The following is a 26166-nucleotide window of genomic DNA, read 5'->3' as shown; positions in this document are numbered from 1 at the left end:
TCCCATGCGATCACATTATTGTGCAAAAATTAATGAAACAATGATAGACCAAACTGTAAGTATTTGTGGTTGGGTTCATAATCGTCGTGATCATGGTGGCGTTATTTTCTTAGATATTCGGGATCGCACTGGATTGGTGCAGGTCGTATATGAGCCAGAGTTAGCAGAAATATTTAAAATAGCAGAAAAATTACGTCATGAATTTGTAATTTATGTAAAGGGTAAAGTACGAGCTCGCCCTGCAGGCATGATTAATCCTAAGATGGCTACTGGCCAAATTGAAATTTTAGGTTTTGAGCTTGAGATTCTTAATCAATCTCAGATACCGCCATTTTTACCTGATGAATATCAATCAATAAGCGAAGATTTACGTTACCGATACCGTTATTTAGACCTGCGTCGCCCAGATATGCAGAAGAATTTAATTTTAAGACATAATTTAATTAAATGTATTCGTGAATATTTAAATACCCAAGGTTTTTTAGATATCGAAACGCCTATGTTAACAAAGGCTACTCCTGAAGGTGCTAGAGATTATCTAGTGCCATCACGCGTTCACCCAGGTTCGTTTTATGCTTTACCGCAGTCGCCCCAATTATTTAAACAGTTACTAATGATGTCAGGATTTGATAAATACTATCAAATTGTACGTTGTTTTCGCGATGAGGATTTAAGAGCAGATAGGCAACCTGAGTTTACTCAGCTTGATCTTGAAATGTCATTTATTGATGAACATGCAGTACAACATGTCATTGAAGAAATGCTAGTGAAAGTGTTTAAAGACATTTTACAAATTGATTTGCCACTGCCTTTACCTAAAATGAGTTATGCAGAAGCTATGCGTCGTTTTGGCAGCGATAAACCAGATTTACGTATTCCATTAGAGCTTACTGATATCGCCGATTTAGTGAAAGATTCTGAGTTTAAAGTGTTTGCCAGTGCAGCAAATAGTACAGATGGCCGCGTAGTCGCACTAAGATTACCAAATGGCATTAAATTAAGTCGCAAAGAATTAGATGATTATGCAACTTTTGTAGGAATTTATGGGGCTAAAGGCCTGGCTTATATTAAAGTTAATGATAGAGCACAGGGTATGGCTGGATTACAGTCACCAATTCTAAAATTTTTATCCGAAGATATAGTTAATTCGATTTTAGATAGATTAGATGCGCAAACGGGTGATGTTTTATTTTTTGGTGCTGATAAATCCTCTATCGTTAATGAGTCAATGGGTGCATTAAGGATAAAGGTAGGTCATGATTGTGGATTAGTTGAAGCAGGCTGGCAATTACTTTGGATAGTTGATTGGCCAATGTTTGAAGTTGATCCTAACACACAAGCTTTACAACCTATGCATCATCCTTTTACATCGCCTAGAGAGCTCGATAAGGAAGCTTTAGTGAATGCCCCAACTAAAACGTTGGCCAAAGCTTATGATATTGTCATTAATGGCTATGAAATTGGTGGTGGCTCTATTAGAATACATCAGCCAGAATTACAACAAACTGTTTTTGATTTAATAGGTATTACAGAACAAGAAGCTAAAGATAAATTTGGTTTTTTACTTGATGCATTACAATTTGGTTGCCCTCCACATGGCGGTATAGCTTTAGGAATTGACAGGTTAGCAATGTTGCTAACAAATTCTTCCTCTATACGAGATGTAATTGCATTTCCTAAAACTCAATCGGCTTCATGCCTTTTAACTAATGCGCCTACACCTATAGGCCAAGCTCAACTTACTGAATTGGGAATTCGTCTTGCACCTAACTTATCAATATCCAAATAAAATACCAAAAGGATATTATGCAATACTAAGGAGTTGGTTATGGATTGCAGTAATCTTATTAATGAGTACTGCAATTGCTTCTGCACGGTCATCCACTACTAATTCCAGCAAACTCATTGAATATTTAACGCAAGAAAAAACGAATTTAAGTTTAGTTATTAGTGAAGCTAAATTATTTAACTCACCTACAAATGAAGAAGATTATTCAAAACGGATTCAACAAAATGAAGCTTTAATTGCTTTAAATAAAGCAAAAATTACAAGCCTTGAGAGTTTTTTAATAACTCAAAAGAAACTTCAAGCAGATTTTGGTTTGCGTCTTAAACAGCTTCAGCAATTCCCTGTGTCTGATTCTCCTCAAATTAATTCGCAAGCTAAAATTGAGAGAATTAACGCGCTAAATGAAGTAAATAAAAAAACAATAGAACTCATTAATGAAAACTTAAATTTAGCAACTCGTTATCAGGATTTATTATTAGAACAAAGACAAAAGCTTGATCTTTGGAAGTCAAAAGCAGAAATGCGACAACATTTAAATGACTTACACGCCCAAGAAGATAAATTAAATCAATCCCTTGATAAATTATATGAAAATAGCTTAGCGCTGCAGCAAAAAATTAAAGCTGAAAACAATAGTAAAACTACTTATTTGCTTGAAGCAAGATTATTATTAAACAACCAAGTCATTAATCTTACTCAACACAAAATAGCAAGTCTTAATTTGCAGAGGAAATTAAGCAAGGCTGATTATGAGTTATTAAAAACGCCTGATATTCGTACGTTGCAAACTGTCACTGATGTTTATAAAAATACTATCTCACAGCTGTCAGATATGGAGCAAGCTTTAAAAAAGATGGTGAACATGTTAGATGCTGAGCAGCGTCATCTTACTGAATCTAATATTAAGCAGCAGTTTACCACCTTAATTAAAATTATTAATAAGCGTATTGCTGATATAACAATTCAAGAACAAACCTTGCAAGAAGATTTAGAAAATCATCAGCAGGAATTAAAAAAACAATTATCAGTAAGGCAAAGCTTATCAGAATATCGTATTGATAGTTGGCCAACTATTATGCATGAATTATCACGTATACCCATGCAATTTTATAATTATATAAAATCATTAACCTTTAAAACACGTGACAATTACCTATGGCAAGATACCTTTCCTGCTGTCCTTATTTGGATTACATTAATGGTTGCAGCAGCTGGATTTTACTTTTTGCATCATTTATTAAAACGTTTAACTCAAGATAAAGAGCGATCTAGGCTTTCTGGTCATTTATATGATGGAATTTTGACGTTAGTTAGTCGCAACATGCCTTATTTGGCTTTAAGTGGTTTTTTATTTGTTGTGCTCTATCTTAATAAAGTTCCCTTTAGTAATTATCAGCTTTTATTTAATCTTATTTTAGTTTGGTTATCTTTTCGAACTGTTTTGTTAGTTGCCCGTCTAATATTACTGGAACGTATTAGTGATTCATCTGGTAAAGATGTCAAATTATACTATCGCGTTAAATGGTTGTTATTAGCAGGTGGCTGGACTACTGCTTTTATGGTATTTAGTTACCAGTTGCCCCTCCCACTAATTTTGCAAGATATTTTTAACCGTCTTTTCATGTTGTTTTTGGTCGCGGTTTCTCTTTTAGTTTTGAAAAGTAAAGAGGTGATTTCTCATCTTCTTTACCCCGTTTTAAAAACTAAAAAACGCTATGTACGCAATGCGGTAATGATATTAATGGTGTTAACGCCACTTACCTTACTTGTTACCGCAATTATAGGTTTAATAGGTTATATCAATCTGGCTTGGACTATGAGTAGGTATCAAGTTCAAGTGCTCTTTATTATTACCAGTTACATTGTAATTCGTGGTTTATTATTTGATGCTTTGGAACTTATATCGGAATGGATGATTTCTAATTCCACAAACGGCTGGTTGTGGATAGAGGTTATTTTAAAACCGGTTGATAAAGTTTTAAGAGTGCTTCTGTTAATCTGTTCGCTCGTTGTGTTTTGTCAGTTATTTGGTTGGCTATCTGACTCCATGATGCTGGCAAAATTACAGCGTATTAGTGAATATCCGTTAGTCAATATCTCTGGTATTCATATCACATCAGTAAGTCTTGTTGAGTTTTTTATTGTGCTTGCTGTTTTTTATTGGGTTGCTAAATGGACGCGGGAATTTTGCTATCGATGGTTATATCGGAGCACGCGTGATGCTGGTATTCGCAATAGTTTGGCTGTCTTTACTCAATATGCGGTTATTTTAATAGGTAGTATTATTACGCTACGAGTATTAGGCTTTGATTTTAGTGGCATGTCTATGGTTATTGGTGGTCTTGCTGTAGGTATGGGCTTTGGACTGCGTGATTTTGCAAGCAATATTGTCGGTGGTATTATGTTGCTTATTGAACGTCCGGTAAGAGAAGGGGATTTAATTACTTTGGGAAATTACGAAGGACGAGTGTCACACATCGGTATACGCTCAATGCGCGTTTCTTCTTGGGATAATATGGAGGTATTAATTCCTAATGCTGAAACGTTTAATAAACCCTTTACCAACTGGACACATCAAGATAGCATTATTAGGACGGTTGTTCCTATCAAAGTAAGTCGTGCTGACGATCCTAGTGTTGTACAACAGTTAATTTTAGATGTATTAGCAACGAGTCATGAAATTGTTAGCGAACCACCAGCCCAAGTTTTTTTGAAAAAAATTGATGAAGCTTTAATTGAATTTGAAGTACGTTACTTTATTAATGTACAAACGCATACGCGTTTTGAAGTACGCTCTAATGTGTTGTTTGCTATTATGGAGCAATTTAGAAAGGCTGGTATTAAGCCACCCATACCACCAATTAGTGTGCAATTAAAAGAATTAGAAGAACAAGAATTAAAAGAAAAAAAATATGAGCGGGCACTTATTAAAAGTACCACCGATTAATGAAAAAGAATTACTTGCTCGATGCCTTCAAATTGAAGGCATCAGTTTTGCTCAACTTGCAAACTTAATTCAAACTACTATTCCTAAAGACCAATCAAGACGAAAAGGTTGGGCGGGCCTCGCAATTGAAATTATTTTAGGTGCTACGGCAGGCACTAAAGCCTTACCTGATTTTATGCATCTAGGCGTGGAATTAAAAACAATACCTTTTAATGCACTGGGTAAACCTGCTGAGTCTACTTTTATTACAACTATCCCGCTTTTAACGGTTCATCAGCAAAACTGGCTTAGTTCAGAGTGTTACAAAAAGCTGAAACGTATTCTTTGGATTCCAGTTGAAGGCGCCCGCGAAATTCCTTTTGAAGAGCGTCGCATTGGCCATGCTTATCTTTGGTCTCCGACAGCTGCAGAGGAAGCTATTTTAAAAGAAGATTGGCTTGAATTAACAACTATGATAGGCATAGGTCGTTTAGAAGAAATTGATGCAACGTTAGGTCAGTATTTGCAAGTTCGTCCTAAAGCTGCAAATGCCCGATCGCTTTGTTATGGTTTCAATAGTGAAGGTAGTAAAATTCTCACTTTACCACGTGGTTTTTACCTGCGTCGACAATTTACTGAGGCAATATTTGCCATGAAGTAAAAATTAAAAACAACAAAATAAATTTATTAAATCAAATGGTTACATTAAAAACAAGGCAGCCATTTATAATAAGAATTTGATTGATATTGAAAATAAGTACTGTTATTATTCAAACGTGGCGAATGCTTTGATAAAGCTATGAATTTTTTCATAAACAAGGATGAAGGGATGAAAACAATATTATCTAAAATTATAAATAAGTTTACATTAGGATTGTTCATTGCTCTGGCTAATTCTGTTGCCTTTGCTGCTGGACCAGTAGCTCCTAGATGGTCTTGGTCTCCAGGTTGGATAGCAGCTGGTGTTTTAGTTGCAGCAGTTATTGGTGGTATTATCGCTTTTGTTGGTCATGATGACGATGACGATGAAGCTAACATTCTTGTTTGCCAATAAATTTAGCTGCTGATGTATTTTAATGCTAGCAGCTATTGCCGTTGCTAGCGTTACAGCCTTTTAAGTTATTTGAGAACTTAGCTATGACTAGTCATTCAATGCGTTATTCATGGCAAGTAATGCATGCTTCAGTTTTTGCTCTAGTTATTCGTGATATTCAAAAGAAGTTTATTAAAACAGTAAATACAGAGCGCTCACTTGGCATTATATGGGTAATATTAGAACCTATAACACATATTGCTATATGGTTATTAATTCGTCTGATGCTCAATCGAAATATTCACACTCAAATTCCTATACCTTTATTTATTTTATTAGGTATTATTCCGTTTCTTTTATTTCGAAATACTATAAATAGTAGTCGGGGAAGTATTAAAGGGAACAAAGGTTTTTATTTGTTTCGACAAATTAAACCTTTAGATCCGATTTTAGCTAAAATTATTAGTGAATTTGTAATTTCAGTGTTTGTTTTCCTAATTTTGCTGACCGGATTTAGTTGGTTCAATTTAAAATGGACGCTTTATAATTTTTCATCTTTACTATTTAATACAGCTACTTTTGTAGGGTTTATTTTAGGAATCTCCTTAATAATAGCTATCGCTTGTTTTTTCTTCAATTTTATGGTTACCGTCGTTATGATTTTTAACCGTATGTCTTACATTTTTTCAGGGGTTTTTTTTAGTGCAGATATGCTACCTAAGCCTATAAGAAATATAGCCTTGTATAATCCTGTTTTTCAGTTTATTGAGTTAGCCCGAGAAAATTTTAGTGCACCTTTCTCTTTTACTTCCTATGCTTCTAGCGCATATTTATTTAAATTCTCATTAATTACACTGGCGATTGGGTTAGCACTTTACCTCGCTTTATACCAAAAAATAATGATTGAAATTGAGCAGCGATGATCGAAGCAATAAATATTAGCAAACATTACAAAGTACAAGGAAAAAAGCATACTGTATTTAATAATTTATCTTTATGCATAGAACCTGGTGAAAGAATTGCACTAATGGGACCAAACGGCGCAGGTAAGTCAACCTTGTTGCGTATTTTATGTGGTATAGAAAAGCCCAGTAGTGGAGTTGTGAATATTACTAGTAGCTTATCTTGGCCTGTAGGGGTAGCAGGAGGATTTATTGGTAATTTAACCGGACGGGAGAATGTAAAATTTGTCTGTCGGCTTTTTATGACAGATAGGGATGAAACAAAACATAAAATAAATTTCGTCCAAGATTTTGCTGAAATTGGTCATTATTTTGATATGCCTATGCAAACTTACAGTTCTGGAATGCGGTCACGCTTAGCCTTTGGTTTATCTATGGCTTTTGATTTTGATTTTTACATCGTTGATGAAGCCTTAGCTGTAGGAGATGTGACTTTTAGAAAAAAATGTAAACAAATCTTCAATCAGAAAGCTGAATCTAAAGGTATTATTATGGTTTCCCATAGTATTGGTTTAATACGAGAATTTTGTACTCAGGGTGTTTTTTTGAGTGGCAGCTCAGCAACTAAAGTCAATACTATCGAAGAAATAGCTAGTTTGTATAGGACATTAGCTTAATATGGTTATTAAATTTTTTAAAGCTTACTTTCTAGCTTTAATGAGTAATTTATGTTACTGTTTTTACGCGAATTTGGAGTTGCTTTATTAAAGGAAGTACATGGAACAAGTATATAAAGGAAAGAGGGTTCTCATTACCGGTGCTGCAGGAACAATTGGCTGTGTCTTAACTTCAAAATTATTGCAATTGAATGTCAAAGAAGTAAAAGCGCTCGATAATAATGAATCTGAATTATTCTATTTGAATGAAAAACATCGGAAAGAATCTCGCTATAATGGTTTTTTTGCTGATATTAGAGATTTAGATAGACTTAAGTATCTCGCTCGTAATGCAGATATTATCCTCCATACAGCAGCAATGAAGCACGTTATTATCAGCGAGCAAAGTCCCTTTGAAGCCGTACGAACTAATGCTGAAGGCACACTTAATGTCATTAGTGCTGCCATTGAATCTTCAACTGTTAGTCGAGTAATTTATACCAGTAGTGATAAAGCTGTTAATTCTACTAATGTAATGGGTACAACTAAGCTTTTAGGTGAGCGGCTCATTACTTCTGCAAGTAATATCAAAGGTTCTAGTAATATTGTTTTTAGTAGCACGCGTTTTGGTAATGTTATTGGTTCCCGAGGTTCTGTTTTACCTATTTTCTATTCTCAAATCAAAGAAGGTCAAAATATTACTATTACAGATAGCCGTATGACGCGGTTTTTCATGACTGCAGATGAAGCTGTTAAGTTAGTTATTGAAGCTTCACTACTAGCTAAAGGTGGTGAGGTTTTTATTACAAAGATGCCAGTGATGCGTATCATCGATTTAGCGACAGCCATGATAGAGCTTGTGGCTCCTAAATTTGATCGCAATCCAGATGATATTGAAATTGAATATATAGGAACAAAACCTGGTGAAAAGCTCTATGAAGAATTAATGACTCAAGATGAAACTGAAAGGGCTTATGAACTTAAACATATGTTTATGGTAAAACCTGCCATGCTTCCCTTGTATGAAGAAATAGATTATAGCAATTATGAAACCTTAGTTAGTAAAAATGTCACCAAGCCTTACATTAGTTCAAGTGAAAAGTTTATGACAGTAGAAGAGATAAAAGATTACTTACTCTCACACTTCCTTCTTGATTGTTATAAATACCAAGGCGCTGTACCGAATAATATTACTAAGCGAGTTGTGCCTGTAGCCGAATCTGAGGTCAATAAAAATTATGCTGCGTTAATTGTATAAGTCTTAAGGAGAAGTAAAGTGCCTCATGTTTTAATTTTAGGTGGAGATGGTTATCTAGGTTGGCCTACTTGTATGTATTTTTCAAATCGTGGTTACGAGGTAACAGTTGTCGATAATTACTTAAGACGTAACGCTTGTGTTGAGCTTGATGTAGGTATGCTTTATTCAGTTCCATCTCTTATCGAGCGCGCAAAAATTTGGCATGAATTAACAGGCAAAGAAATAAAAGTTGTCATTGGCGATCTTGCTGACCCTGAAATAATGCGTAATTTATTTAATGGCCATGTGACTTATCAATGGGCTACAAATCAGCAATTTACAGGAATTCCTGATACAGTAGTTCATTATGCCGAACAACCGTCAGCGCCATACTCTTTAATTAACTATAAATACGCAAATAATACTATTCAGAATAATCTATTAGTGACTAATAATATTTTGTTTGCTCTAAGAGATTTTTCGCCAGATACCCATTTAATAAAACTAGGTACCATGGGCGAGTATGGTACGCCTAATATTGATATTGAAGAAGGTTGGCTTGAAATAGAGCATAAAGGACGTAAAGATAAGTTTTTATTTCCACGCCAAGCAAGCTCGATTTATCATACTACGAAGGTTATGGATACAGACTTGATTTGGTTTGCTGTACGTATGTGGGATCTTAAATGTACTGATTTAATGCAAGGTCCTGTCTATGGCATAGATACACCAGAATCACAAATAGACGAGCGTTTGAAAACCATTTTTAATTATGACGAAATTTTTGGCACGATTATTAATCGTTTTATTACCCAAGCTGTCGTAGGTTACCCGTTAACTGTTTATGGCAAAGGTGGCCAAACACGCGGTTATTTAAATATTAATGACACACTACAATGTGTCCATGCGTCTGAAAAAACGCCTGTACAAACAGGTGAGTTACGTATATTTAATCAAATTATGGAAACGTTTACAGCAAATGAGTTGGCTGAGTTAACTAAGAAAGTCGGAGATAACCTTGGTTTTAACGTTCAAATTAAAAATATAGAAAATCCACGTAAAGAAAAAGAAGAGCATTATTACAATCCTGCTTATCAAGGATTACAAAATATCGGTGTAAAACCTCATTATCTTACTGAAGATTCTATGCAAAGTATTTTTGAAGTTGTAAACCGCTATAAAAACAATATTCGCAAAGACATTATTTTTAAAGGTATTAAGTGGTAGTGTTTAAATAGGATAAAAATGAAAATCGCTATAATTGGATGTGGTAAACAAGCACTGAAACATTTAAATGGATTTATACAAAATCAAATTGATGAATTCGTTTTATACGATCCCATTATTGAACGATCTCAGGAACTAGCTGCTAAATTTAACTGTCAGTATACTGATAATCTCAATGATATCTTTACTGATAATACTGTAAAGGCAGTAGATATTTGTACTCCAGTAGAGTTTCATAAAGATTTAGCAATAAAAGCTATATTTTCTAAGAAGCATTTCTTTTGTGAAAAACCATTAACAATTTCTCTTGCTGATGATGAAATGATAAGAGATCTTGCTATTCAGCATAGAGTAGTAGGAATGGTCGGTTATATTTATCGTTTTTCTCCTATTTTGCAAGAGGTAAGAGAAATTGTTAAAAATAATATTATAGGAGAAGTGCATTCAGCGCTGTTTCGAATTGGAAGTAAGGGAAATCATGCCCATTGGAAACATTTACGTAGTACAAATGGTGGGGCCTTAAATGAAATGGCTGTGCATATGATTGATTTAGCTTTATGGTATTTCGATGATATTAATGAGATTCAATTGCTAGATGCAGAGATATGTTTACCTGTTCGTATGATAGAAAATCAAGCTTTACTTTCTGATACAGAAGATTTTGTTTTAGCCAAATTACGTACTAAGCAGGGTCAACATATCCTTTTAATGGCAGACTTTTTGTCATCAGACTTTAATCAAAGTGTTGAGCTACAGGGAAGTAATGGTAGTTTAAAAGCATCTATTCAGCCTAATTATCCTCATGAGTTAAACCTTATTAAATCTGCAGGGTCATATAATCAAGGTAAAACAAAGCTAATTTGTCGGGATGATGATCTTTATGAAGCGCAGATGCATCACTTTATTAATTTAATAATAAATGAAGGTTTTATGAGTAATAATTTTTCTTTGGTAGAAAGCTGTAAGGTTTCAAAAATCCATAATTATCTAAGGGATGAAATCTTAAAAGTAATTCCAAAGCAAAATTATCCTCAAGAAAAGGTAAGTAATAATGGATTTATCAATGCATCAGAACCAGCAGGTATGTTTTAGCAAAAGTTATGCCGTAGATTTTATCTCTAAACCAGTAAAGGTAGTTGGCGCAAATGAGATTTTATTAAAAACCCTGATTAGTGGAATAAGTGCCGGTACGGAGGGGATGTGGTATAAGGGAGAAGCTTCCGCTTTGCAAAGTGGAAGAAAAAATTACCCTTACTATCCTGGGTATGAATTAATTGGTGAGGTGATAGCGGTTGGTACAGAGGTAAATGACTTTAGTTTAGGAGACAAAGTATTTGCTATGAAACCTCATGCTACTCATGCTCTCTTAGGTGAAAATGATATATTTTTTAAAATTCCTTCTGATTTTAATTTAACAAATGCTCTTGCTATTTCTTTAACAGGCACCGCTCTTCATGCTATTCATCGCTCAAATTTAATGATAGGTGATCAATGTGCTGTAATAGGAATGGGTATTTTAGGATTCGTTTTAACACAAGTTTTGACTAATGCAATGAGTTGCAGAGTCACTACAGTATCTCGCTCTCATGAGAAAAAGGATTTAGCCCTAAAGTTAGGTGCGCAAGAAAGCATTGATTATAAAGAGATTGATAAATGTAAAGAAAATATCTATTGCGCTTTCGATACTACAGGTTTAAATTTAGGAATTAATGCAGCAATTCGTCTAATTCACTCTCAAGGTGAAGTCATTGCTGCAGGTTTTTATAACAAACCACTAGAAGTTGATGGAGAACTCCTATTTGCAAAAGAATTAACCCTGAAAGGTGTCAGAGGAGTAGGTCATTCTATTTATAATTTAGAATTTAACCGATGGGATAGATCTAAGACTATGCAGCTAGCCTGTAATCTAGTTCTCACGAATAAAGTCATTATCGATAGCCTCATTACTCATCAATTTAAGGCCCATAATATCGCTGAGGCATATCAAATGATAGCTCAAAGACAGGAAGATTATATACAAATTTTAATTGATTGGACTGACTAATTAAATTGGAATCTTTATGAAATATATTATCACAGGTGGATGTGGGTTTGTTGGGCTAAATTTAATTCAAGAGTTGTTTAAAAATGGAGTCCATCCTGGCAGTATAAAGATCATTGATAATGAGTCAGTTTGCTCAAGAGAAAATCTTTTGTTAGTGGGTGATTATATTGAGACGGGCGGCAGCTGGAGACATTCAGGAGATAAAATTATATTTACTCCCATAGATGTTCGAGACACTCGTGAAATACAACTAGCTACAGAGGAAGCAGATGTTATTATTCATTTAGCTGGTTCAACGGGTGTAGTTCCAGCATTAAAAGATCCGCTTAACGATTGTACTTCTAATATTATAGGTACACTCAATATTCTTGAAGCTGCGAGGAAAAATAATGTAAAGCGGATAATTTATGCATCTTCTGGTGCTCCTTTGGGAGATACAAGTCCACCTATTCATGAAGAAAAGCTTCCTAACCCCATTTCGCCATACGGCGCAAGTAAATTAGCTTGTGAAGGGTATTGTCGCGCTTATGCAAACTGCTATGGACTAGAGACGGTTATTTTGAGATTTGGTAATTTGTATGGCCCTTTTTCACAACATAAAATTAGTTTGGTTGCCAACAGTATTAATCAAGTAATTAATGGTAGGAAAATAGAAATTCATGGAGATGGTTCAGCAGTACGTGATTATCTTTATGCTCCTGATCTTGCAAGAGCAATATTAATTGCTTCTCAAAAGGAAAAATTAAGTGGAGATATCTTTCAAATTGCAACAGGAAAAGGGGTATCTGTTAATGATTTAATGAAAATTATGCTCCCTATTCTGGAGGAGTTTGGATTTACAGTAGATATGCAATTAACTAAACCCAGGTTATCAGATATTGTTTGTTCCTATGCAGATGTAAAAAAAGCTTATAACGTTCTTGGATGGAAACCTTTTTTTGATTTACCTCAAGGAATTAGAGCAACAATAGAATGGTTTATTAAGTATAAGAAGACATTTTTATCAGATCAAAAATGTGTTTTAGCTTAAATTTATTCATTTCAATGTAGCGAGGATTAAGATGTCTAAGGCAGTTTACATTTTTGGGGATAGTCATGCCAATACTTTCCTTCGAGGAAAAGAACTGATTGAGAAGAGCATTAAAGGAGTGACTTTTCACATAAGACCCATAGCAGCTGGCAAGATTGTTGATGAATTCGTATTTCAAAATAGTAAGAACCAGCTTATTATAAATCCCGTTCTAACAATTGCGCTATCAAAAGATGGTCTTTATCCAAAAGCTACATTTGACAAAACGATACTGAAATACGATCAGGTAAAACTATGTATTTTATTAGGTACAGGTTTACCTCACAGATTGTTGGTTAATGGTAATTCTATTCGTAGGCGATATTTTGAATACTTTATTGTTAGGGAAAAAAAACAAGATTATCAAACTGTTCCTCTTTTAAAAGATATGTTGAAAGATGAATTAAGAAAATGGCAGATTAGCTTTTTTAAAGGTCTAGATTTATTGAAAGAACAAGGATTTAATGACATAACTCTTTTAGCTTCGCCCCCATTACATAGAGATTATAATTATTTATTTGAAAAAGTTAGCTTTTTAGAGCCATTAGCTAAAGAAAAGGGGCTTGAGCCAAAATTTTGCTTTGCATCAGATTATCTAAGACAATTTCTTTACAATCTTTCTGAGCAAATCATCGAAGAAAAAGCTAAAGAATTAAATTATCAGTACATATCCAATCCTAAGGGTGTGATGGATAAGCAGGGATTTTTAAGACCAAAATATAACTATGATGGTGTTCATGCAAATGTCCATTATGCATTAGATTTTGCTAAATATATAGCTCAAGGAGTATAGAGTGAGTGGATCTAAGCATTTAAGTTGTCCATATAAAACTCGCCCCAACCATTCTTACTGGAAAAACAGTATAGCAGGACCTAAAGCGAATCAGGTTGACCCCGTTATAAAGCCTAAATTTAAATTTCATAAAAAAACTAAGGTTGCTACTGCAGGGAGCTGTTTTGCTCAGCATTTATCTAGACATATAAAGTTGCTAGGTTTTAATTATTATGTTCCTGAATCAGCACCTAGAATTATCTCAGATGAGATAGCTCAGCAATATAATTATGGTGTTTTTAGTTGTAGATACGGAAATATTTATACTTCTAAACAGTTAGTGCAAACTTTTGATAGGGCATTTGGTAACATTCAGTTTGATAAATATTGGAAAGAGGGAAATCAGTTTTATGATCCACTTAGACCATTTGTTAATCCAAATGGGTTTGCTTCTTTAGATGAATTAATAAATGACCGAATCTATCATCTATCGAAGGTCAAAGAGATGTTTGAAAATCTGGATATCTTTATATTCACTTTAGGTCTAACAGAAAGTTGGATTGATAGGGAAAATGATATTGTTTATCCTGTATGTCCAGGATGTGGAGTAGGAAATTTTAATAAATACAAATATAAATTTTATAATGAATCTATTTATGATGTTATAACAAACTTACTAAATTTTAATCGAAAGTTACTTGCCGTAAATCCTCAAGCTAAAATTATTTTAACTGTTTCGCCTGTGCCATTGATAGCAACTATGGAAAATAAACATGTCCTTGTAGCAAATACCTATTCTAAGTCTACATTAAGAGTCGCTGCTCATGAAGTTGAAAAGGAAAATAAGCATATAGATTATTTTCCTTCATATGAAATTATTACAGGAAATTTTAATAAAGGTGCTTATTATTATGATGATTTGAGAACTGTCAGGCCACATGGTGTTCAGCATGTAATGAATATATTTACAAAACATTATATTAATATGCAAGACATCCAGGAAAACAATGGATCTCGATTTCAATCTAGTCAATCAGCTAAAGAGGAACAGGATATAGATGTAGTATGTGACGAAGAACTAATGATGAAATAGGTTATTTAATTAATAATTTGTAAAGGGACTGCTCATGTTTTTTTCATCAAAATTAATGTCAAAATTTTATCCCGGGCCCGTAAAAAGATTTTTTTTAATGAAATATTTTGTTAAGAAAAATTTGGCTACAAAAGAATATGATTTTATCCAAGCTATGGATGTATTTTCTTTAGATGCAGCAGTTTCATTTAAAAACCAAATTCAAAAACCATTAATAGTCGATATCAATGAATTACCTGATTTAAATGGACGTCCTGCTACAGCGAAACTCCATTCTTTCTTTAAGAATCTGTTAAATCGAAAAATAAAAAGTCTAGTAGGAAAAGTAGATAGTTACATTACCACTTGTACCTCATTATCAGAATTTACTAAATCATTTTTAGGATGCGATGCAAGTGAAATCAAAAATGCTAATTCGATTTGGCAGAAAAAAAGTAATCGTAATCGAATTCAGGAAGATTTAAAATTTTCCAATGATGCTTTTATCCTCATTTTTCCGGCAACAGCTGCGCCTAATTATGGGGTTGAAGATTCAATACATGCTCTTAAAAAATTACCTGGCTATATTAAGCTAATTTTTATTGGCCGCTTTAACACGCCTGAATATAAGAAAAAAATACAAGCACTTGTTAAGAAAGAAAACTTATCAAGACGGGTCTTCTTTAAGGGACCATATTATGGAAATGAATATTTTGAGTACTTAAGTTCTGGGCATTTAGGTTTGGCTCCACTTTCTTTTCATATAAAAAATCACAACTACATACTTCCCTCCCGTTTATTAGATATGATTACAACTGAAATACCAATGATATCAACAAATATAAAAGAATTTTATAAATTAAATAGCACAGCTGCGATTGGAATTGGACTGGATTATTTAAATTCATTTCAAATTGCAAAAGCAATAAAAAATTATATTGCTTTAACTGAGTATGAAAAAAAGTCAATCAAAACAAATATTTTAAAATTAAAAGAGTTATTAATCAAAGATAAAGAACAAGAAAAATATTTAAAGATTATAAATAAAATGGTTGATCTAAAATATAAAAAGATAGCATTTATTTGTAATATAGGAATTGTTAATAATAAAAGATTAATTACTTTTTGTAAGACATTAGAAGAGCAAGGCGCTAGCATTGATGTCTATTGTATAGAGCCGCCTCGACAGGAATTAAAAGAAGAATTAGCTAACACTAACTTTATTTGTTTGAATAATCAGAACAAGTTTCTTTTCTTATCTTTTTTAAGTTGCCTTACTTTTTTGATAAAAGATTTTTCTTCTTTCTTTGGTAGTTTTCTTTTTAAACATTTCAAAAATATAATTCAATATTATAAAAAATTTATTCCTAAAACTTTTGTCAATGCCAAAAAGCAGCTTTTAATAACAAGAAAATTTGCTAGAAAAATTAAAAAAATAAAGGATTATAATCCTGACATAATTCTCTTACACGATACTTTAGCTTCCAAGGCTGGCATTGAATTATATAAGAAAAACCCAAGTGCTCAACTCGTTATGGATGTAACAGAAATACCTGACCTTAAAGAGAGGGGAAATCTTGCTTTACGAAATCTTCCTCAACCTATTAACAAAAAGTTTATTAATTGGGAAAAAAAATTTATTCAAAAAAGTAAATTAATTTTTACTCTTAACTCGAGCTTTAAAATTTTTATGGAAAATCGATATCAGCGTGATGATATCGAAATAGTTAAAAATGTAAGAATTCATACATCAAATAAAAGAAAATCGCTTAATTTAACGTTAAATTTATCTTCCAGTGATATTGTGGTTGTCTTTGCTGGTTCTTCATCAGTTATAACTTGTGCTTTACCAACTATTTCAGCTTTTAAAAGGTTGCCTAGTAATGTGCACTTGCTGTTTTTAGGTGAGGCAACTAATAAAATTTTTCAGCAAAAAATGTTAGCTCATGTTAAAAAACTAAACTTAGTTAATCGTGTCCATTTTCATGCGCCGATATATGGTAGAGATTATTTAGAAACCCTTGCTGCATGTGATATAGGTTTAGTCCTATTTAAGACAGATACCTTGCAGACAAAATTAGTTTTGCCAAATCGCTACTTAGATTTCGTAGCAGTTGGGTTACCTGTAATAAGCAGTGATATCATAGATGTTAAAGATTATATTATTAAATACAATACGGGAGAGTATCTTAAAACGATTACTCCAGACACTATAGCGACTGGCATAAGAAATATTATTCAACAATTTAAAATTGAGGGTAATGGGGAGAGATGTAGTGAGTTTAAGATTAGAGCTGAAGCTTTGAAAAATCACGTGTCCGAGCAAAATGATTTTGAAGTTTTTGCAACTAAAATTAGACAACTTGTTGAACATATTAATTCTCCTAAGGTTGCCTTTTTAGCAAGGCAAAGGTTATCTAGCAATACTCGTATTGCTAGGCAGTGCTTGGCTTTGAAAGAGGGAGGTTTTGATGTTAAATTGTACGGCATTAATGAAGGTCCATCGATAGAACTCTTAAAACAAATGGGGAATATAAAGGTTGAAGTATTTGATATAGCTTGATTATGACTTTAAAATTTTTCTCTTTAAAATTTTTTATTTTACAAATAAAATTTATTTATTTTCTAATAAAGAATAGAAAATCAGCACATTTCTGGTTATCACATTCAAATTTTTCTCATTTTCCTACTTTGTTAGCATCAGGGTTTCGATTAAATAGGATAATATTAGATACAGTAGAATTGCCCGATCCTAAACACAGAACATGTACAAGGATAAGAAGTTATAATTTTTTAATTCGCTATTTTTATCGTTATACTGATCGATGGATAGGTAAGCGTTGTTATAAAGTAATTACTACAAGTCACTCAATGAAACAGATCCTTGAGAAACATTACGGTAGGACTGTAGATTTTATTACCAATTTTGATAGAGATTATTTAATTCCTAATACTATTAAAGAGCCTTTTTCTATAGCTATTCCAGGATCAATTTCAGCCCCTACAGGTTTAAATTTTATTGCTAGCGTTATCCCTTATGTTCCTGATAAATGGACAATTAAATTTATTGGCCAGAACAAGCATGAAATAAATGCGATTAAGAAGAGGATAGGTCATAAGAATAATGTTAAATTTTATCAGAAAACAACCAGAGAAAAATATTTAAATATTCTTAGTACTTGTACTGTAGGTTGGATATTATTTGATGTTTCTATAAAAAACTGCCTTCATTGTTTACCTAATCGGTATTTAGACATGAAAAAATTTGATTTACATGTGATTCATACTGGTAATTTAGGTATTTTACATTATCAATTAAAAAATGATTTTTTGACTCCCTATAATAATCGAAATAAGTTACTTGAAATAACAAGTAAAATTTTTCATAGTCAAATTAAGGTTAATCCTTTTTACAATGATTCTGAAGACTGGGATATTTATTTTAACAATAATCTGAGCAGAGGCCAAAAAATTAATATAGTAAGTTTTACTAATATTGAAGAAAAGTACAGAATTGAAAAAGTTTTGTTTGGGCTAACTAAGAATGAGAATAAGTATTGTGTTTTTTACAAAAATAACAATAGCTTTCTTATATATCAAACTTAGCATATAAAGAAGAATTTTATAAATTTAAAATTACTAACTTTCTATTTGTTTTTGCAAATGTGTGTTAAATATATCTTTCCGATTTCCCTGCTCCAAGTTATTAACCATTTTTGAAATCATTTTACTTCCAGTCTTTTTAAACGTAAAAGGAAATAAAGCATGGCAAAAACAGGCTATTGAGCCTAATAACATGTTAAAAGAAAATTTAAGAGCAAAAAACATATGCTGAAAATAAGATTCACCAACTTCATTAGGGTGCTTGGTAAAAATATTCAACTTTCCTCCCTAAATTTAACAATCATCCTTGATAAGAACAGTCAATACTATAGCGGACAAAAATTAAATGTAAAGTAATTTTTATAAGTAGTTGAGATAATATATTGTAAGATTAATATGAATATATTTTACTGAAACTTGGCTCCCAAATGTGTTTCAATTCTTGCAGAGGATGCTGAAATCTTTTAGTATGTGCTTTGATAAATAAGAATTAGTTTTACAAGCAATATTTTATTGGAATATTTATTAATTATGGATTAATCTTTGAAAAAATTTCGACGAATTATTAAGCGTGGGACCGACTTAATACCTCTTGAAATAAAGTCCTTACAGCAACATAAAACCTTCTTGGCTTTTAAATCGCACCCTATAAGTGAACAGGTTTCAATATTTGTTAGAAATCGAAAGCTGTTTTCTTTTTTAGTTTTATTTCCTTGGCTGATTGCTGCCTTTTATATTCTTCTTATTCAAACACCAGTTTACGAAAGCAGCGCTAAGATTTTAGTTGAGCGTGATGATCAGCATGATTCTGTTAATAGTGTTATGGGTATGTGGGGCGGAGGGAGTGCAGCTTCTTCTGAAATTTATTTAACACGCGAATATATTATTTCACGTGAAATTTTATCGCATATTGAACAAAGATTTGGAATACGTGATCATTATCAATCTAAAAAAAATGATTTTCTTTCACGATTAGATAAAAAAGCCACGCAAAGTGAATTCTTAAAATATTATCGTAATAAGGTTACTGCAGTAGTTGAACCCGAAACGTATGAAATTATTATTACTGCTGCTGCTTTTACGCCAGAAGCAGCTAAAAAAATTGTGACTGAAATTATTCGCGATACGAAGCAATTTGTTAATAAAGTTTCAAACACATTAGCTAAAAAACAATATGCTTTTGCGAAAATGAAACTAGGGCTTGCTAAGGATAAGTTATTCCAAGCAGGGAAGGATGTCATGGAGTGGCAAAATCAAAATGGTTTGTTTGATCCTAAAGAAACTGCGCAGGTTGTTTCAGCCGTGATGGCAAAACTTAAAGGAACATTGGTTGAAAAACAAACTGAATTGATTACGTATTCTTCTTTCATGCAACCCAATTCAAATAAAGTAGTTACTTTAACTGAAGAAATTAAAGCATTAAAAGAGCAAATTGAGCAACAAACAAACTTACTATTAGGTAATAAAGAGAAAAATGGTAAGTTAAATAAAATCATGACTGATTTTGAGTGGGTTCAACTACAACTTAAATTTGCACAAGCAGAGTATCAAGCAGCACAACAAGCTTTTGATGCAGCTGCCATTAACCTTGCTAAAAATCAAAATTTATTAATTGAAATTGAGAAGCCTAATTTACCGGATGAACCAAGTAAACCATTGCCTTTTTATGATCTAGTCAATTTATTATTTTTTCTTTTAATCATTTTTGTTTTAACAAAGATGGCTGTCATCATTGTTAAGGAGCATAGGGATTGAAGAAGTTAGTATTTGCAATATTGTTTCTACCCTTGTCAGTCTTTGCAGTAGAACAAAATTCTACCAGTCGCTCTCAAGACACAATATCTTCCTCAATGGAACAATTACAAAAAACTTCTATCGATCAAGCTAAAAACACAGCCACCTTATCATCAAATGTTATAAACTCAAATAATATAGGCGATAAAAACAATGATCCTCTCGATGATGAAGAAGCAAATATTCATTTAAAAAGTACTAAGCACATGGGCGCTGTATTAAACCAGAAGCTTCCTGTATTTGGACGTAACCTATTTGGTCAACAATGTGAGCGGCTACATCAAGCGCGATTTTTTAATCCTGAATATCGGATCACTGTTGGTGATGAAGTAAATATCCAATTATGGGGTGCTTATCAATTATCACAGAAATTAACAGTGGATAGTCAGGGTAATATTTTTATTCCTGAAGTGGGTCCAGTGAAAGTCGAAGGGATTGAAAACCAAAAATTAAATGATGTCATTCAAAAAAATATAAAAAAGAGTTTTAAAAAAGGTGTTAACCTTTATGCAGATTTAGTCACGGCTCAACCAGTGCAGGTATATGTCGCAGGTTTTGTTAATTCACCAGGCCTTTATGATGGTCTGTCATCTGATTCAGTTATTTATTTTTTATGCGCCGCTGGTGGAATTAACTTAAGTGAAGGTAGCTTTCGGGATATTGCAGTCATACGTGATGGTCAACCCCTTAGACAAGTTGATTTGTATGATTTTCTTTTAAAAGGCAATGTTAATTCTTTTCAATTACATCAAGGCGATACTATTTTAGTGCGAGCACAAAAATATATAGTCTCAGTAGCAGGCGATGTTAAAAGCCCTTATCAATTTGAACTTGTAAAACAAGAAGCACCGCTTTCTACTTTGATGCGTTTAGCTAATGTTGAACCCACTGCTACGTATGTGCGTATTCAACGTAACCAAGGGATGGAACCAACATTTTTGTATGAACAAATTCATGCTTCTAAACCAGTAATCATTAAAGCAGGTGATAGAATTACCTTTATCGCGGATAAAGAAGTTGAGCAGACCTTAATTACAGTAAAAGGGCAGGTCAAAGGACCACATCAGTATGTGGTCGACCAAGGCACTACTTTAGGCCAATTCTTAAAAACATTGCCTCTTGCTCCTAATGCAAATATCGATAACATTCAATTATTTCGTGAGTCAGTAGCTAAGCAACAAAAGGAAGCTCTAAGTGCGAATCTCACACGCTTACAACGTCAGACAATGACAAGCGAAACTTTAACGGGTGATGACGCAAAACTTCAAGCAGCGCGTTCTGAACTGATTAACAAATTTGTTCAAGAAGCTAAACAAGTAGAAACAAAAGGCCAAGTTGTTCTAGGTTCCAAGGACCAATGGGATAATATCTTGTTACAAAATAATGATGTTATTAATATTCCTATCAACTCTTCTGTTGTTACCATAAGTGGTGATGTAGTCAATTCTATTTCACTCTCAGTCAACCCTAACTATCGACTCATCGACTATATTAAAGCTGCAGGCGGTTTCCAAAAAACTGCTAATCAATCTAAATTTCTTTTAATCAGGCAAAATGGTCAAGTACACCTAATAAAAAATTCTTGGCAATCTGGAAAAGCTGGGCTACAAGGTGGTGATCAACTTATTATTTTACCAAAACAAACAGAAAGCGGCGTTAAGCTAACTGGTATGATGTCATCCATGCTTTATCAATTGGCTGTTGCTGCCAAAGTCGCAGTAAATATTTAAATTTAATAAAACTTGTCGAGTCTAACTCATATTGTTGCGTAGATAAGTTTAAAAAGTTAACTATTACCAAAATGATTTTATGTCAACTCTAGGTATTCTTTGACATCCAACGTATTCTTTGACATCCAACGTATTTTTTGTCATCCCCGCGTAGGCGGGGAGCTATCTATCAATTGGCATTTAGGTTACTTTAATAAAAGTATCCACTTGCACATGAAAGATAGTCACTATCCATAATGTCAGCTTAAAATAGAAACAGTATTTTTATGTGTTTTCTTGTAATTATTAAAAAATATCTATTATGACTTGATGATTCGAGGGTAAACAATCAGAATAAATAAATGGTTTCTCTCTTTAAATATTATGCGGCTAATAAAAATTTATAAAATCTGCATCGGATTACTTTTTTCCAATCTACTATATGCTCAAACCTCCCTGTCTAACGAAATAGATAACTTAATTGATAAAACCCTCCCTCTGGCCACCGTTGGTGCTTATATTAAAGATTTAAAAACGGGTGAAATTGTTTATCAGCGTAATGCCAATAAAATGTTTTATCCAGCTAGTAATATAAAATTATTATCAGCAGCAGCTGCATTATATAAACTAGGCCCAAATTATCGCTATAAAACTCAGTTAGGAAAAGCTAATAAAGATATTTTTATTATTTTTAGTGGCTCCCCCTCATTAACTGCAGAGAAATTACAAGATTTGCTTTTACAATTACCTAAACTTGGTATTAATAAGATAGAGGGTAATTTTATTATTGATGCCTCATCTTTTAAACCGCCGTTTTATGCCCCTGGAACATCTTATGATGACTTAGGTTGGTATTATGCAGCGCCTGGTAGCGCGATTATGATTAATGAAAATGCAGTTGCTTACGATGTAAATTCATCTAAACTTAATCAAGCGCCCGAAATTACTACCAAAGCGATTTTTAATCCTTTAATAATTATTAATGATGTAACAACAGTTAGTAAAGCCGAAGAAAAAGAACATTGCTCACTAAATATTCAACGTTTAAAAGATAACTCAATTCGTCTTTATGGTTGCATTGCCCAAGCAGAGCAACCGAGGCGTATGCTTTTCTCTATTCCTGATCCAGAATTATTTGCTAGCGATATTATTAAGCAAACTCTTACAAAAAATGGAATTGAATTAAAAGGGAAAATTATTTCTGGTAAAGCGCCATCTAGCGTACAAATTATTGCCCAAGTTGAATCTGAAGATTTGGCTAAATTATTAGAACATATGCTAGAAGAATCTGATAATCTTTATGCAGATAGCATTACTAAATTATTAGCTGTTACCTTAACGGGCGAGGGTACTTATAAACAAGGCGCGTATAGTATAAAAACCATTCTTACAGAAAACACGCATTTAGATATGAAACAGGTAGAATTAGCGGATGGAATAGGAACGCGATATAACCTTATCACTCCTGAGCAACTCGTTGTTTTACTTAATGATTTGTATCATGATGAAAAATTTGGGCCACAATTTTTAGCTATTTTACCTAAAATGGGTCGTTCAGGGACATTAAGAGATCGGATGAAAAAAACATCACTTGCTGGAAAAGTTGCTGCAAAAACAGGTTCAATGCATGATGTATCGTCGTTATCAGGTTACTTAGCTGCGCCTAATGGAAAGGAATATATTTTTTCAATTATTAGTAATGGCATTAATACTAATATTTTCAAAGCTAAAGAATTAGAAGAAAAAATTCTATTAGCTGTTGCAAATGAAAATGATATAAAAAAAGAACAACCAAGTAACGATTAAATTTTTATTCCTAAAATAAGGAGATGGGATGAAGCTTTATTATACTCAAGGTGCTTGTTCATTGGTTGAGCGTATTATTATTAATGAGCTTGGCCTTAAAGTACAATATGAATCTGTTGATTTAAAAACAAAAGAAACAGAAGCAGGTAAAAATTATTTAACAATTAATTCTAAAGGCGCAGTCCCTGCGTTAGAACTAGATAATGGTGAAATTCTTACGGAGAATGCTGTACTTCTTCAATATCTCGCCGATGAAGCCAAGGCAATCGCAATACTACCAGGCATAGGTGATATCAAGCGCTATCGAGTTTTAGAGTGGGTTAATTATATCACAACAGAAGTACATAAAAGTTTTGGCGCTTTATTTAATCCTAAATTATCAGAACAAGTAAAAAACGAAATATTTATTCCTATCATAAAATCAAAATTATCATTTATAAATCAGCATATGCAGCAGCCCTATCTGATGGGTAGTCAATTTACTATCGCTGACGCTTACCTTTTTGTTATGTTACTTTGGGCAAAAAAATTTCAATTAAATTTAAGTGAGTGGCCTTACTTAGAGCATTTTGCCAAAGAGCTTAGTCAGCGTGACTCAGTTAAAAAATCATTGCAAGAAGAGGGCATAGCGTTTTTATAAATAGTTTCAATATATATTTAACAATTAAATATTAGTAAATTAAAGGTATAGCATCATCCACTAAGCTTTATATTGTCTTGTCTAAAACTTAGTGGGTGACACCATACCATTATTTCTAAAACTAAGTTAGGGATTTAACCTGATGATATTTGATTATTTATCTGCTCTTAATGAAAGTCATGATTTAATTTATATTTTTCTAAGGACAATCCTGTTGTTCCTTTTTTCTGTTATTTTATTTCGTTTTGGTAACCATCGCTATAATTTAAATACGGCGATGGATACCTTATTAATTATTACTTTAGGAAGTTTGATAGGCCGAGGTGTTAATGGACCTGCTACATTAGTATCTACTTTAGTAGCGACAATTACATTAGTAATATTACACAAATTACTGGCGAAATTGACATTTTGTTTTCCGCAAATAGAAAGTGTGTTTAAAGGGAAGCCACATTTATTAATTAAAAATGGTAAAGTATGTGAGGGTAATTTAGCTCGTTATAATATAACTCATAGTGATTTAGAAGGCGCAATAAGAGAAGATCTTAATACCGACGATATTAAATGTGTAAAGTATGGGTTTTTAGAAAGGAGTGGTAAAATTACTTTCATAAAGTATGAAAATAGAAACTGACTTGATTTATTTGATATACTCTACTGTTCTTGTCTAAAATGTTATCATCACTGATTTTTAAATACAGAGAAACTAATCCATCTTTATAGCGCTGCTAAATTTAATAAAAATCAAGGAACTTAGGAAGTAAGAAGGAGTGACTATAACTTATAATTTAATAATTATTATATTGATAAACTTATGAAAATCGTTATTAAAATTGGAACGCAAAGTATATTAAATAGTGATGGAAGCCCTATAGAGCCCGTGTTACTAAAGGTTGTCAATCAAGTTACGCAATTATTAAAGGCCAAACATCACGTTATTTTAGTTAGCTCAGGAGCCGTTGGATCCGGCCGAAAAATTTCCAATAATTTTTTGCAAAAACAGTATAATAATACCGTAGGTGAAAAACAGCTTCTTGCTTCAATTGGCCAGCCTGAATTAATTAATATTTATTCTTCTTTATTCAAGAACGAAAATATTTTAGTTTCTCAGCTCCTATTAACAAAACAAGATTTTCAAACCCGCCAACATTACTTAAATATTGCCCGCTTATTATTTGAGTTATCTAAACATCAAAATATTATTCCTATTATTAATGAAAATGATTCCGTAGCAATTGAAGAATTAATGTTTACCGATAATGATGAATTGGCTGGTCTTATTGCCGCTCAAGTTAATGCTGATTATTTGATAATTTTAACTAATGTTGATGGCGTCTTTACTGGGGATCCTAAGCATCCTGATTCAAAGTTAATTAACTTTATTGATCCTAATCAAGGATGGCCTGCTGTTTCAACATCTAAATCTTCTTTAGGAAGAGGGGGAATGTTATCAAAATTAAATACTGCTCGTAAAATGGCAAGTTTAGGAATTACAACAACGATTGCTAATATAAATAGTGACTTAGTTATTAACCGGATAATTAATAAAGAATCGCTAGGAACGACTATCTTAGCTAAGAAGAAAACATCTAATATAAAAAGGTGGATTGCATTGCATAATAAGAAGCAACTACCTTCTATTACTATTAATGATAACTTGCTCTCTTTACTTAAAGAGAATAAAAAAATCATCAGTATTCTACCTGTAGGTATCGTAAGCTTTTCAGGTGAGTGGAAAAAAGGTGATTTAGTTGATATCTTAAATTTAAGAAATGAAAGAGTTGGTATGGGCCTTGCCCGCTATGATGATAATCGCTTAAAAGAATATCTAGGTGAGAAAAATAAACCTGCTATTATTCATTACGACTACTTACATATTTTATAGTG

The 26166-nt window shown here is 32.9% G+C and carries 21 protein-coding genes and 1 pseudogene; 21 read left to right on the top strand and 1 reads right to left on the bottom strand.

The window, feature by feature from the left end:
• The first annotated feature begins 4 nt into the window (after positions 1-4).
• The 15 genes and pseudogenes from aspS (at position 5) to E1P04_RS03880 (ending at position 18333) form a co-directional block, all read left to right on the top strand.
• A complete protein-coding gene (gene aspS / locus E1P04_RS03950; RefSeq protein ID WP_131781631.1) occupies positions 5-1789 on the top strand; it encodes an aspartate--tRNA ligase in 1785 nt (594 codons plus the stop codon).
• A gap of 61 nt (positions 1790-1850) precedes the next feature.
• Positions 1851-4736 (top strand): mechanosensitive ion channel domain-containing protein, encoded by a 2886-nt coding sequence (locus tag E1P04_RS03945; RefSeq protein WP_131781630.1) that lies wholly within the window; start codon positions 1851-1853, stop codon positions 4734-4736.
• Positions 4702-5376: a DNA mismatch repair endonuclease MutH gene (gene mutH, locus E1P04_RS03940; protein ID WP_131781629.1), complete on the top strand. Its 675-nt coding sequence runs from the start codon at positions 4702-4704 to the stop codon at positions 5374-5376. The genes E1P04_RS03945 and mutH overlap by 35 nt, the downstream gene beginning before the upstream one ends.
• Before the next feature lie 168 nt (positions 5377-5544).
• Entirely contained in the window at positions 5545-5769 is a 225-nt protein-coding gene (locus E1P04_RS03935) for a hypothetical protein (RefSeq protein ID WP_131781628.1), read from the top strand.
• Between the two features lie 83 nt (positions 5770-5852).
• Positions 5853-6671: an ABC transporter permease gene (locus E1P04_RS03930; protein WP_131781627.1), complete on the top strand. Its 819-nt coding sequence runs from the start codon at positions 5853-5855 to the stop codon at positions 6669-6671.
• 68 nt (positions 6672-6739) lie between these two features.
• Positions 6740-7327, top strand: a pseudogene (locus E1P04_RS03925) (ABC transporter ATP-binding protein); the annotation flags it as partial.
• A gap of 100 nt (positions 7328-7427) precedes the next feature.
• Entirely contained in the window at positions 7428-8564 is a 1137-nt protein-coding gene (locus E1P04_RS03920) for a polysaccharide biosynthesis protein (protein ID WP_131781625.1), read from the top strand.
• Positions 8565-8582: 18 nt separating this feature from the next.
• The gene (locus E1P04_RS03915) at positions 8583-9770 is read left to right on the top strand and encodes an NAD-dependent epimerase/dehydratase family protein (protein ID WP_131781624.1); all 1188 of its coding nucleotides are present in this window, start codon (positions 8583-8585) and stop codon (positions 9768-9770) included.
• A gap of 18 nt (positions 9771-9788) precedes the next feature.
• On the top strand, positions 9789-10862 hold the full coding sequence (locus E1P04_RS03910; protein WP_131781623.1) for a Gfo/Idh/MocA family protein: 1074 nt from the start codon (positions 9789-9791) through the stop codon (positions 10860-10862).
• Positions 10834-11814 (top strand): zinc-dependent alcohol dehydrogenase, encoded by a 981-nt coding sequence (locus E1P04_RS03905; RefSeq protein ID WP_165482669.1) that lies wholly within the window; start codon positions 10834-10836, stop codon positions 11812-11814. The genes E1P04_RS03910 and E1P04_RS03905 overlap by 29 nt, the downstream gene beginning before the upstream one ends.
• A 16-nt stretch (positions 11815-11830) precedes the next feature.
• Positions 11831-12844 (top strand): NAD-dependent epimerase/dehydratase family protein, encoded by a 1014-nt coding sequence (locus E1P04_RS03900; RefSeq protein WP_131781621.1) that lies wholly within the window; start codon positions 11831-11833, stop codon positions 12842-12844.
• Between the two features lie 31 nt (positions 12845-12875).
• Positions 12876-13676, top strand: coding sequence for a hypothetical protein (locus E1P04_RS03895; RefSeq protein WP_131781620.1), 801 nt, complete (start codon positions 12876-12878; stop codon positions 13674-13676).
• 1 nt (position 13677) lies between these two features.
• Complete coding sequence (locus tag E1P04_RS03890; protein ID WP_131781619.1) at positions 13678-14748, top strand: GSCFA domain-containing protein; 1071 nt, start codon at positions 13678-13680, stop codon at positions 14746-14748.
• A gap of 34 nt (positions 14749-14782) precedes the next feature.
• Entirely contained in the window at positions 14783-17290 is a 2508-nt protein-coding gene (locus E1P04_RS03885; protein WP_131781618.1) for a glycosyltransferase, read from the top strand.
• Positions 17291-17292: 2 nt separating this feature from the next.
• Positions 17293-18333 carry a glycosyltransferase family protein gene (locus tag E1P04_RS03880; protein ID WP_131781617.1) on the top strand — a complete coding sequence of 347 codons (1041 nt, stop codon included), beginning with the start codon at positions 17293-17295 and terminating at the stop codon, positions 18331-18333.
• Between the two features lie 33 nt (positions 18334-18366).
• On the opposite strand, the gene E1P04_RS03875 is transcribed toward E1P04_RS03880, so the two are convergent.
• Positions 18367-18609 carry a DUF6356 family protein gene (locus E1P04_RS03875; protein WP_207385980.1) on the bottom strand — a complete coding sequence of 81 codons (243 nt, stop codon included), beginning with the start codon at positions 18607-18609 and terminating at the stop codon, positions 18367-18369.
• A 264-nt stretch (positions 18610-18873) separates the two neighbouring features.
• Between E1P04_RS03875 and E1P04_RS03870 the strand changes: the two genes are divergently transcribed.
• From E1P04_RS03870 to proB, 6 genes are all read left to right on the top strand, one after another.
• Positions 18874-20085 (top strand): KpsE/RkpR family capsule polysaccharide export protein, encoded by a 1212-nt coding sequence (locus E1P04_RS03870; protein WP_131781616.1) that lies wholly within the window; start codon positions 18874-18876, stop codon positions 20083-20085.
• A complete protein-coding gene (locus E1P04_RS03865) occupies positions 20082-21854 on the top strand; it encodes a polysaccharide biosynthesis/export family protein (protein ID WP_131781615.1) in 1773 nt (590 codons plus the stop codon). Before E1P04_RS03870 ends, E1P04_RS03865 begins: the two co-directional genes overlap by 4 nt.
• 363 nt (positions 21855-22217) lie before the next feature.
• Positions 22218-23639: a D-alanyl-D-alanine carboxypeptidase/D-alanyl-D-alanine endopeptidase gene (gene dacB / locus E1P04_RS03860; protein ID WP_131781614.1), complete on the top strand. Its 1422-nt coding sequence runs from the start codon at positions 22218-22220 to the stop codon at positions 23637-23639.
• A gap of 28 nt (positions 23640-23667) precedes the next feature.
• Positions 23668-24279, top strand: coding sequence for a glutathione transferase GstA (gene gstA, locus E1P04_RS03855; protein WP_131781613.1), 612 nt, complete (start codon positions 23668-23670; stop codon positions 24277-24279).
• Positions 24280-24421: 142 nt separating this feature from the next.
• The gene (locus E1P04_RS03850; protein WP_131781612.1) at positions 24422-24913 is read left to right on the top strand and encodes a DUF421 domain-containing protein; all 492 of its coding nucleotides are present in this window, start codon (positions 24422-24424) and stop codon (positions 24911-24913) included.
• 180 nt (positions 24914-25093) lie between these two features.
• Entirely contained in the window at positions 25094-26164 is a 1071-nt protein-coding gene (gene proB / locus E1P04_RS03845) for a glutamate 5-kinase (protein WP_131781611.1), read from the top strand.
• The last annotated feature ends 2 nt before the right edge of the window (positions 26165-26166 follow it).

This window comes from Legionella gresilensis (assembly GCF_900639865.1).
In the GTDB taxonomy this organism is placed as follows: domain Bacteria; phylum Pseudomonadota; class Gammaproteobacteria; order Legionellales; family Legionellaceae; genus Legionella_C; species Legionella_C gresilensis.
The sequence above is the reverse complement of the archived record's forward strand: the minus strand, read 5'-3'. Positions and strand labels throughout refer to the sequence as shown.

Excerpts from the sequence above, each read along its gene's own strand:
- E1P04_RS03905 (WP_165482669.1), top strand. The coding sequence starts at position 10,834 with ATGCATCAGAACCAGCAGGTATGTTTTAGCAAAAGTTATGCCGTAGAT.
- E1P04_RS03885 (WP_131781618.1), top strand. The coding sequence starts at position 14,783 with ATGTTTTTTTCATCAAAATTAATGTCAAAATTTTATCCCGGGCCCGTA.
- mutH (WP_131781629.1), top strand. The coding sequence starts at position 4,702 with ATGAGCGGGCACTTATTAAAAGTACCACCGATTAATGAAAAAGAATTA.
- E1P04_RS03920 (WP_131781625.1), top strand. The coding sequence starts at position 7,428 with ATGGAACAAGTATATAAAGGAAAGAGGGTTCTCATTACCGGTGCTGCA.
- aspS (WP_131781631.1), top strand. The coding sequence starts at position 5 with ATGCGATCACATTATTGTGCAAAAATTAATGAAACAATGATAGACCAA.
- E1P04_RS03880 (WP_131781617.1), top strand. The coding sequence starts at position 17,293 with ATGACTTTAAAATTTTTCTCTTTAAAATTTTTTATTTTACAAATAAAA.
- E1P04_RS03910 (WP_131781623.1), top strand. The coding sequence starts at position 9,789 with ATGAAAATCGCTATAATTGGATGTGGTAAACAAGCACTGAAACATTTA.
- dacB (WP_131781614.1), top strand. The coding sequence starts at position 22,218 with ATGCGGCTAATAAAAATTTATAAAATCTGCATCGGATTACTTTTTTCC.
- E1P04_RS03945 (WP_131781630.1), top strand. The coding sequence starts at position 1,851 with ATGAGTACTGCAATTGCTTCTGCACGGTCATCCACTACTAATTCCAGC.
- E1P04_RS03850 (WP_131781612.1), top strand. The coding sequence starts at position 24,422 with ATGATATTTGATTATTTATCTGCTCTTAATGAAAGTCATGATTTAATT.
- E1P04_RS03900 (WP_131781621.1), top strand. The coding sequence starts at position 11,831 with ATGAAATATATTATCACAGGTGGATGTGGGTTTGTTGGGCTAAATTTA.
- proB (WP_131781611.1), top strand. The coding sequence starts at position 25,094 with ATGAAAATCGTTATTAAAATTGGAACGCAAAGTATATTAAATAGTGAT.
- gstA (WP_131781613.1), top strand. The coding sequence starts at position 23,668 with ATGAAGCTTTATTATACTCAAGGTGCTTGTTCATTGGTTGAGCGTATT.
- E1P04_RS03930 (WP_131781627.1), top strand. The coding sequence starts at position 5,853 with ATGACTAGTCATTCAATGCGTTATTCATGGCAAGTAATGCATGCTTCA.
- E1P04_RS03895 (WP_131781620.1), top strand. The coding sequence starts at position 12,876 with ATGTCTAAGGCAGTTTACATTTTTGGGGATAGTCATGCCAATACTTTC.
- E1P04_RS03935 (WP_131781628.1), top strand. The coding sequence starts at position 5,545 with ATGAAAACAATATTATCTAAAATTATAAATAAGTTTACATTAGGATTG.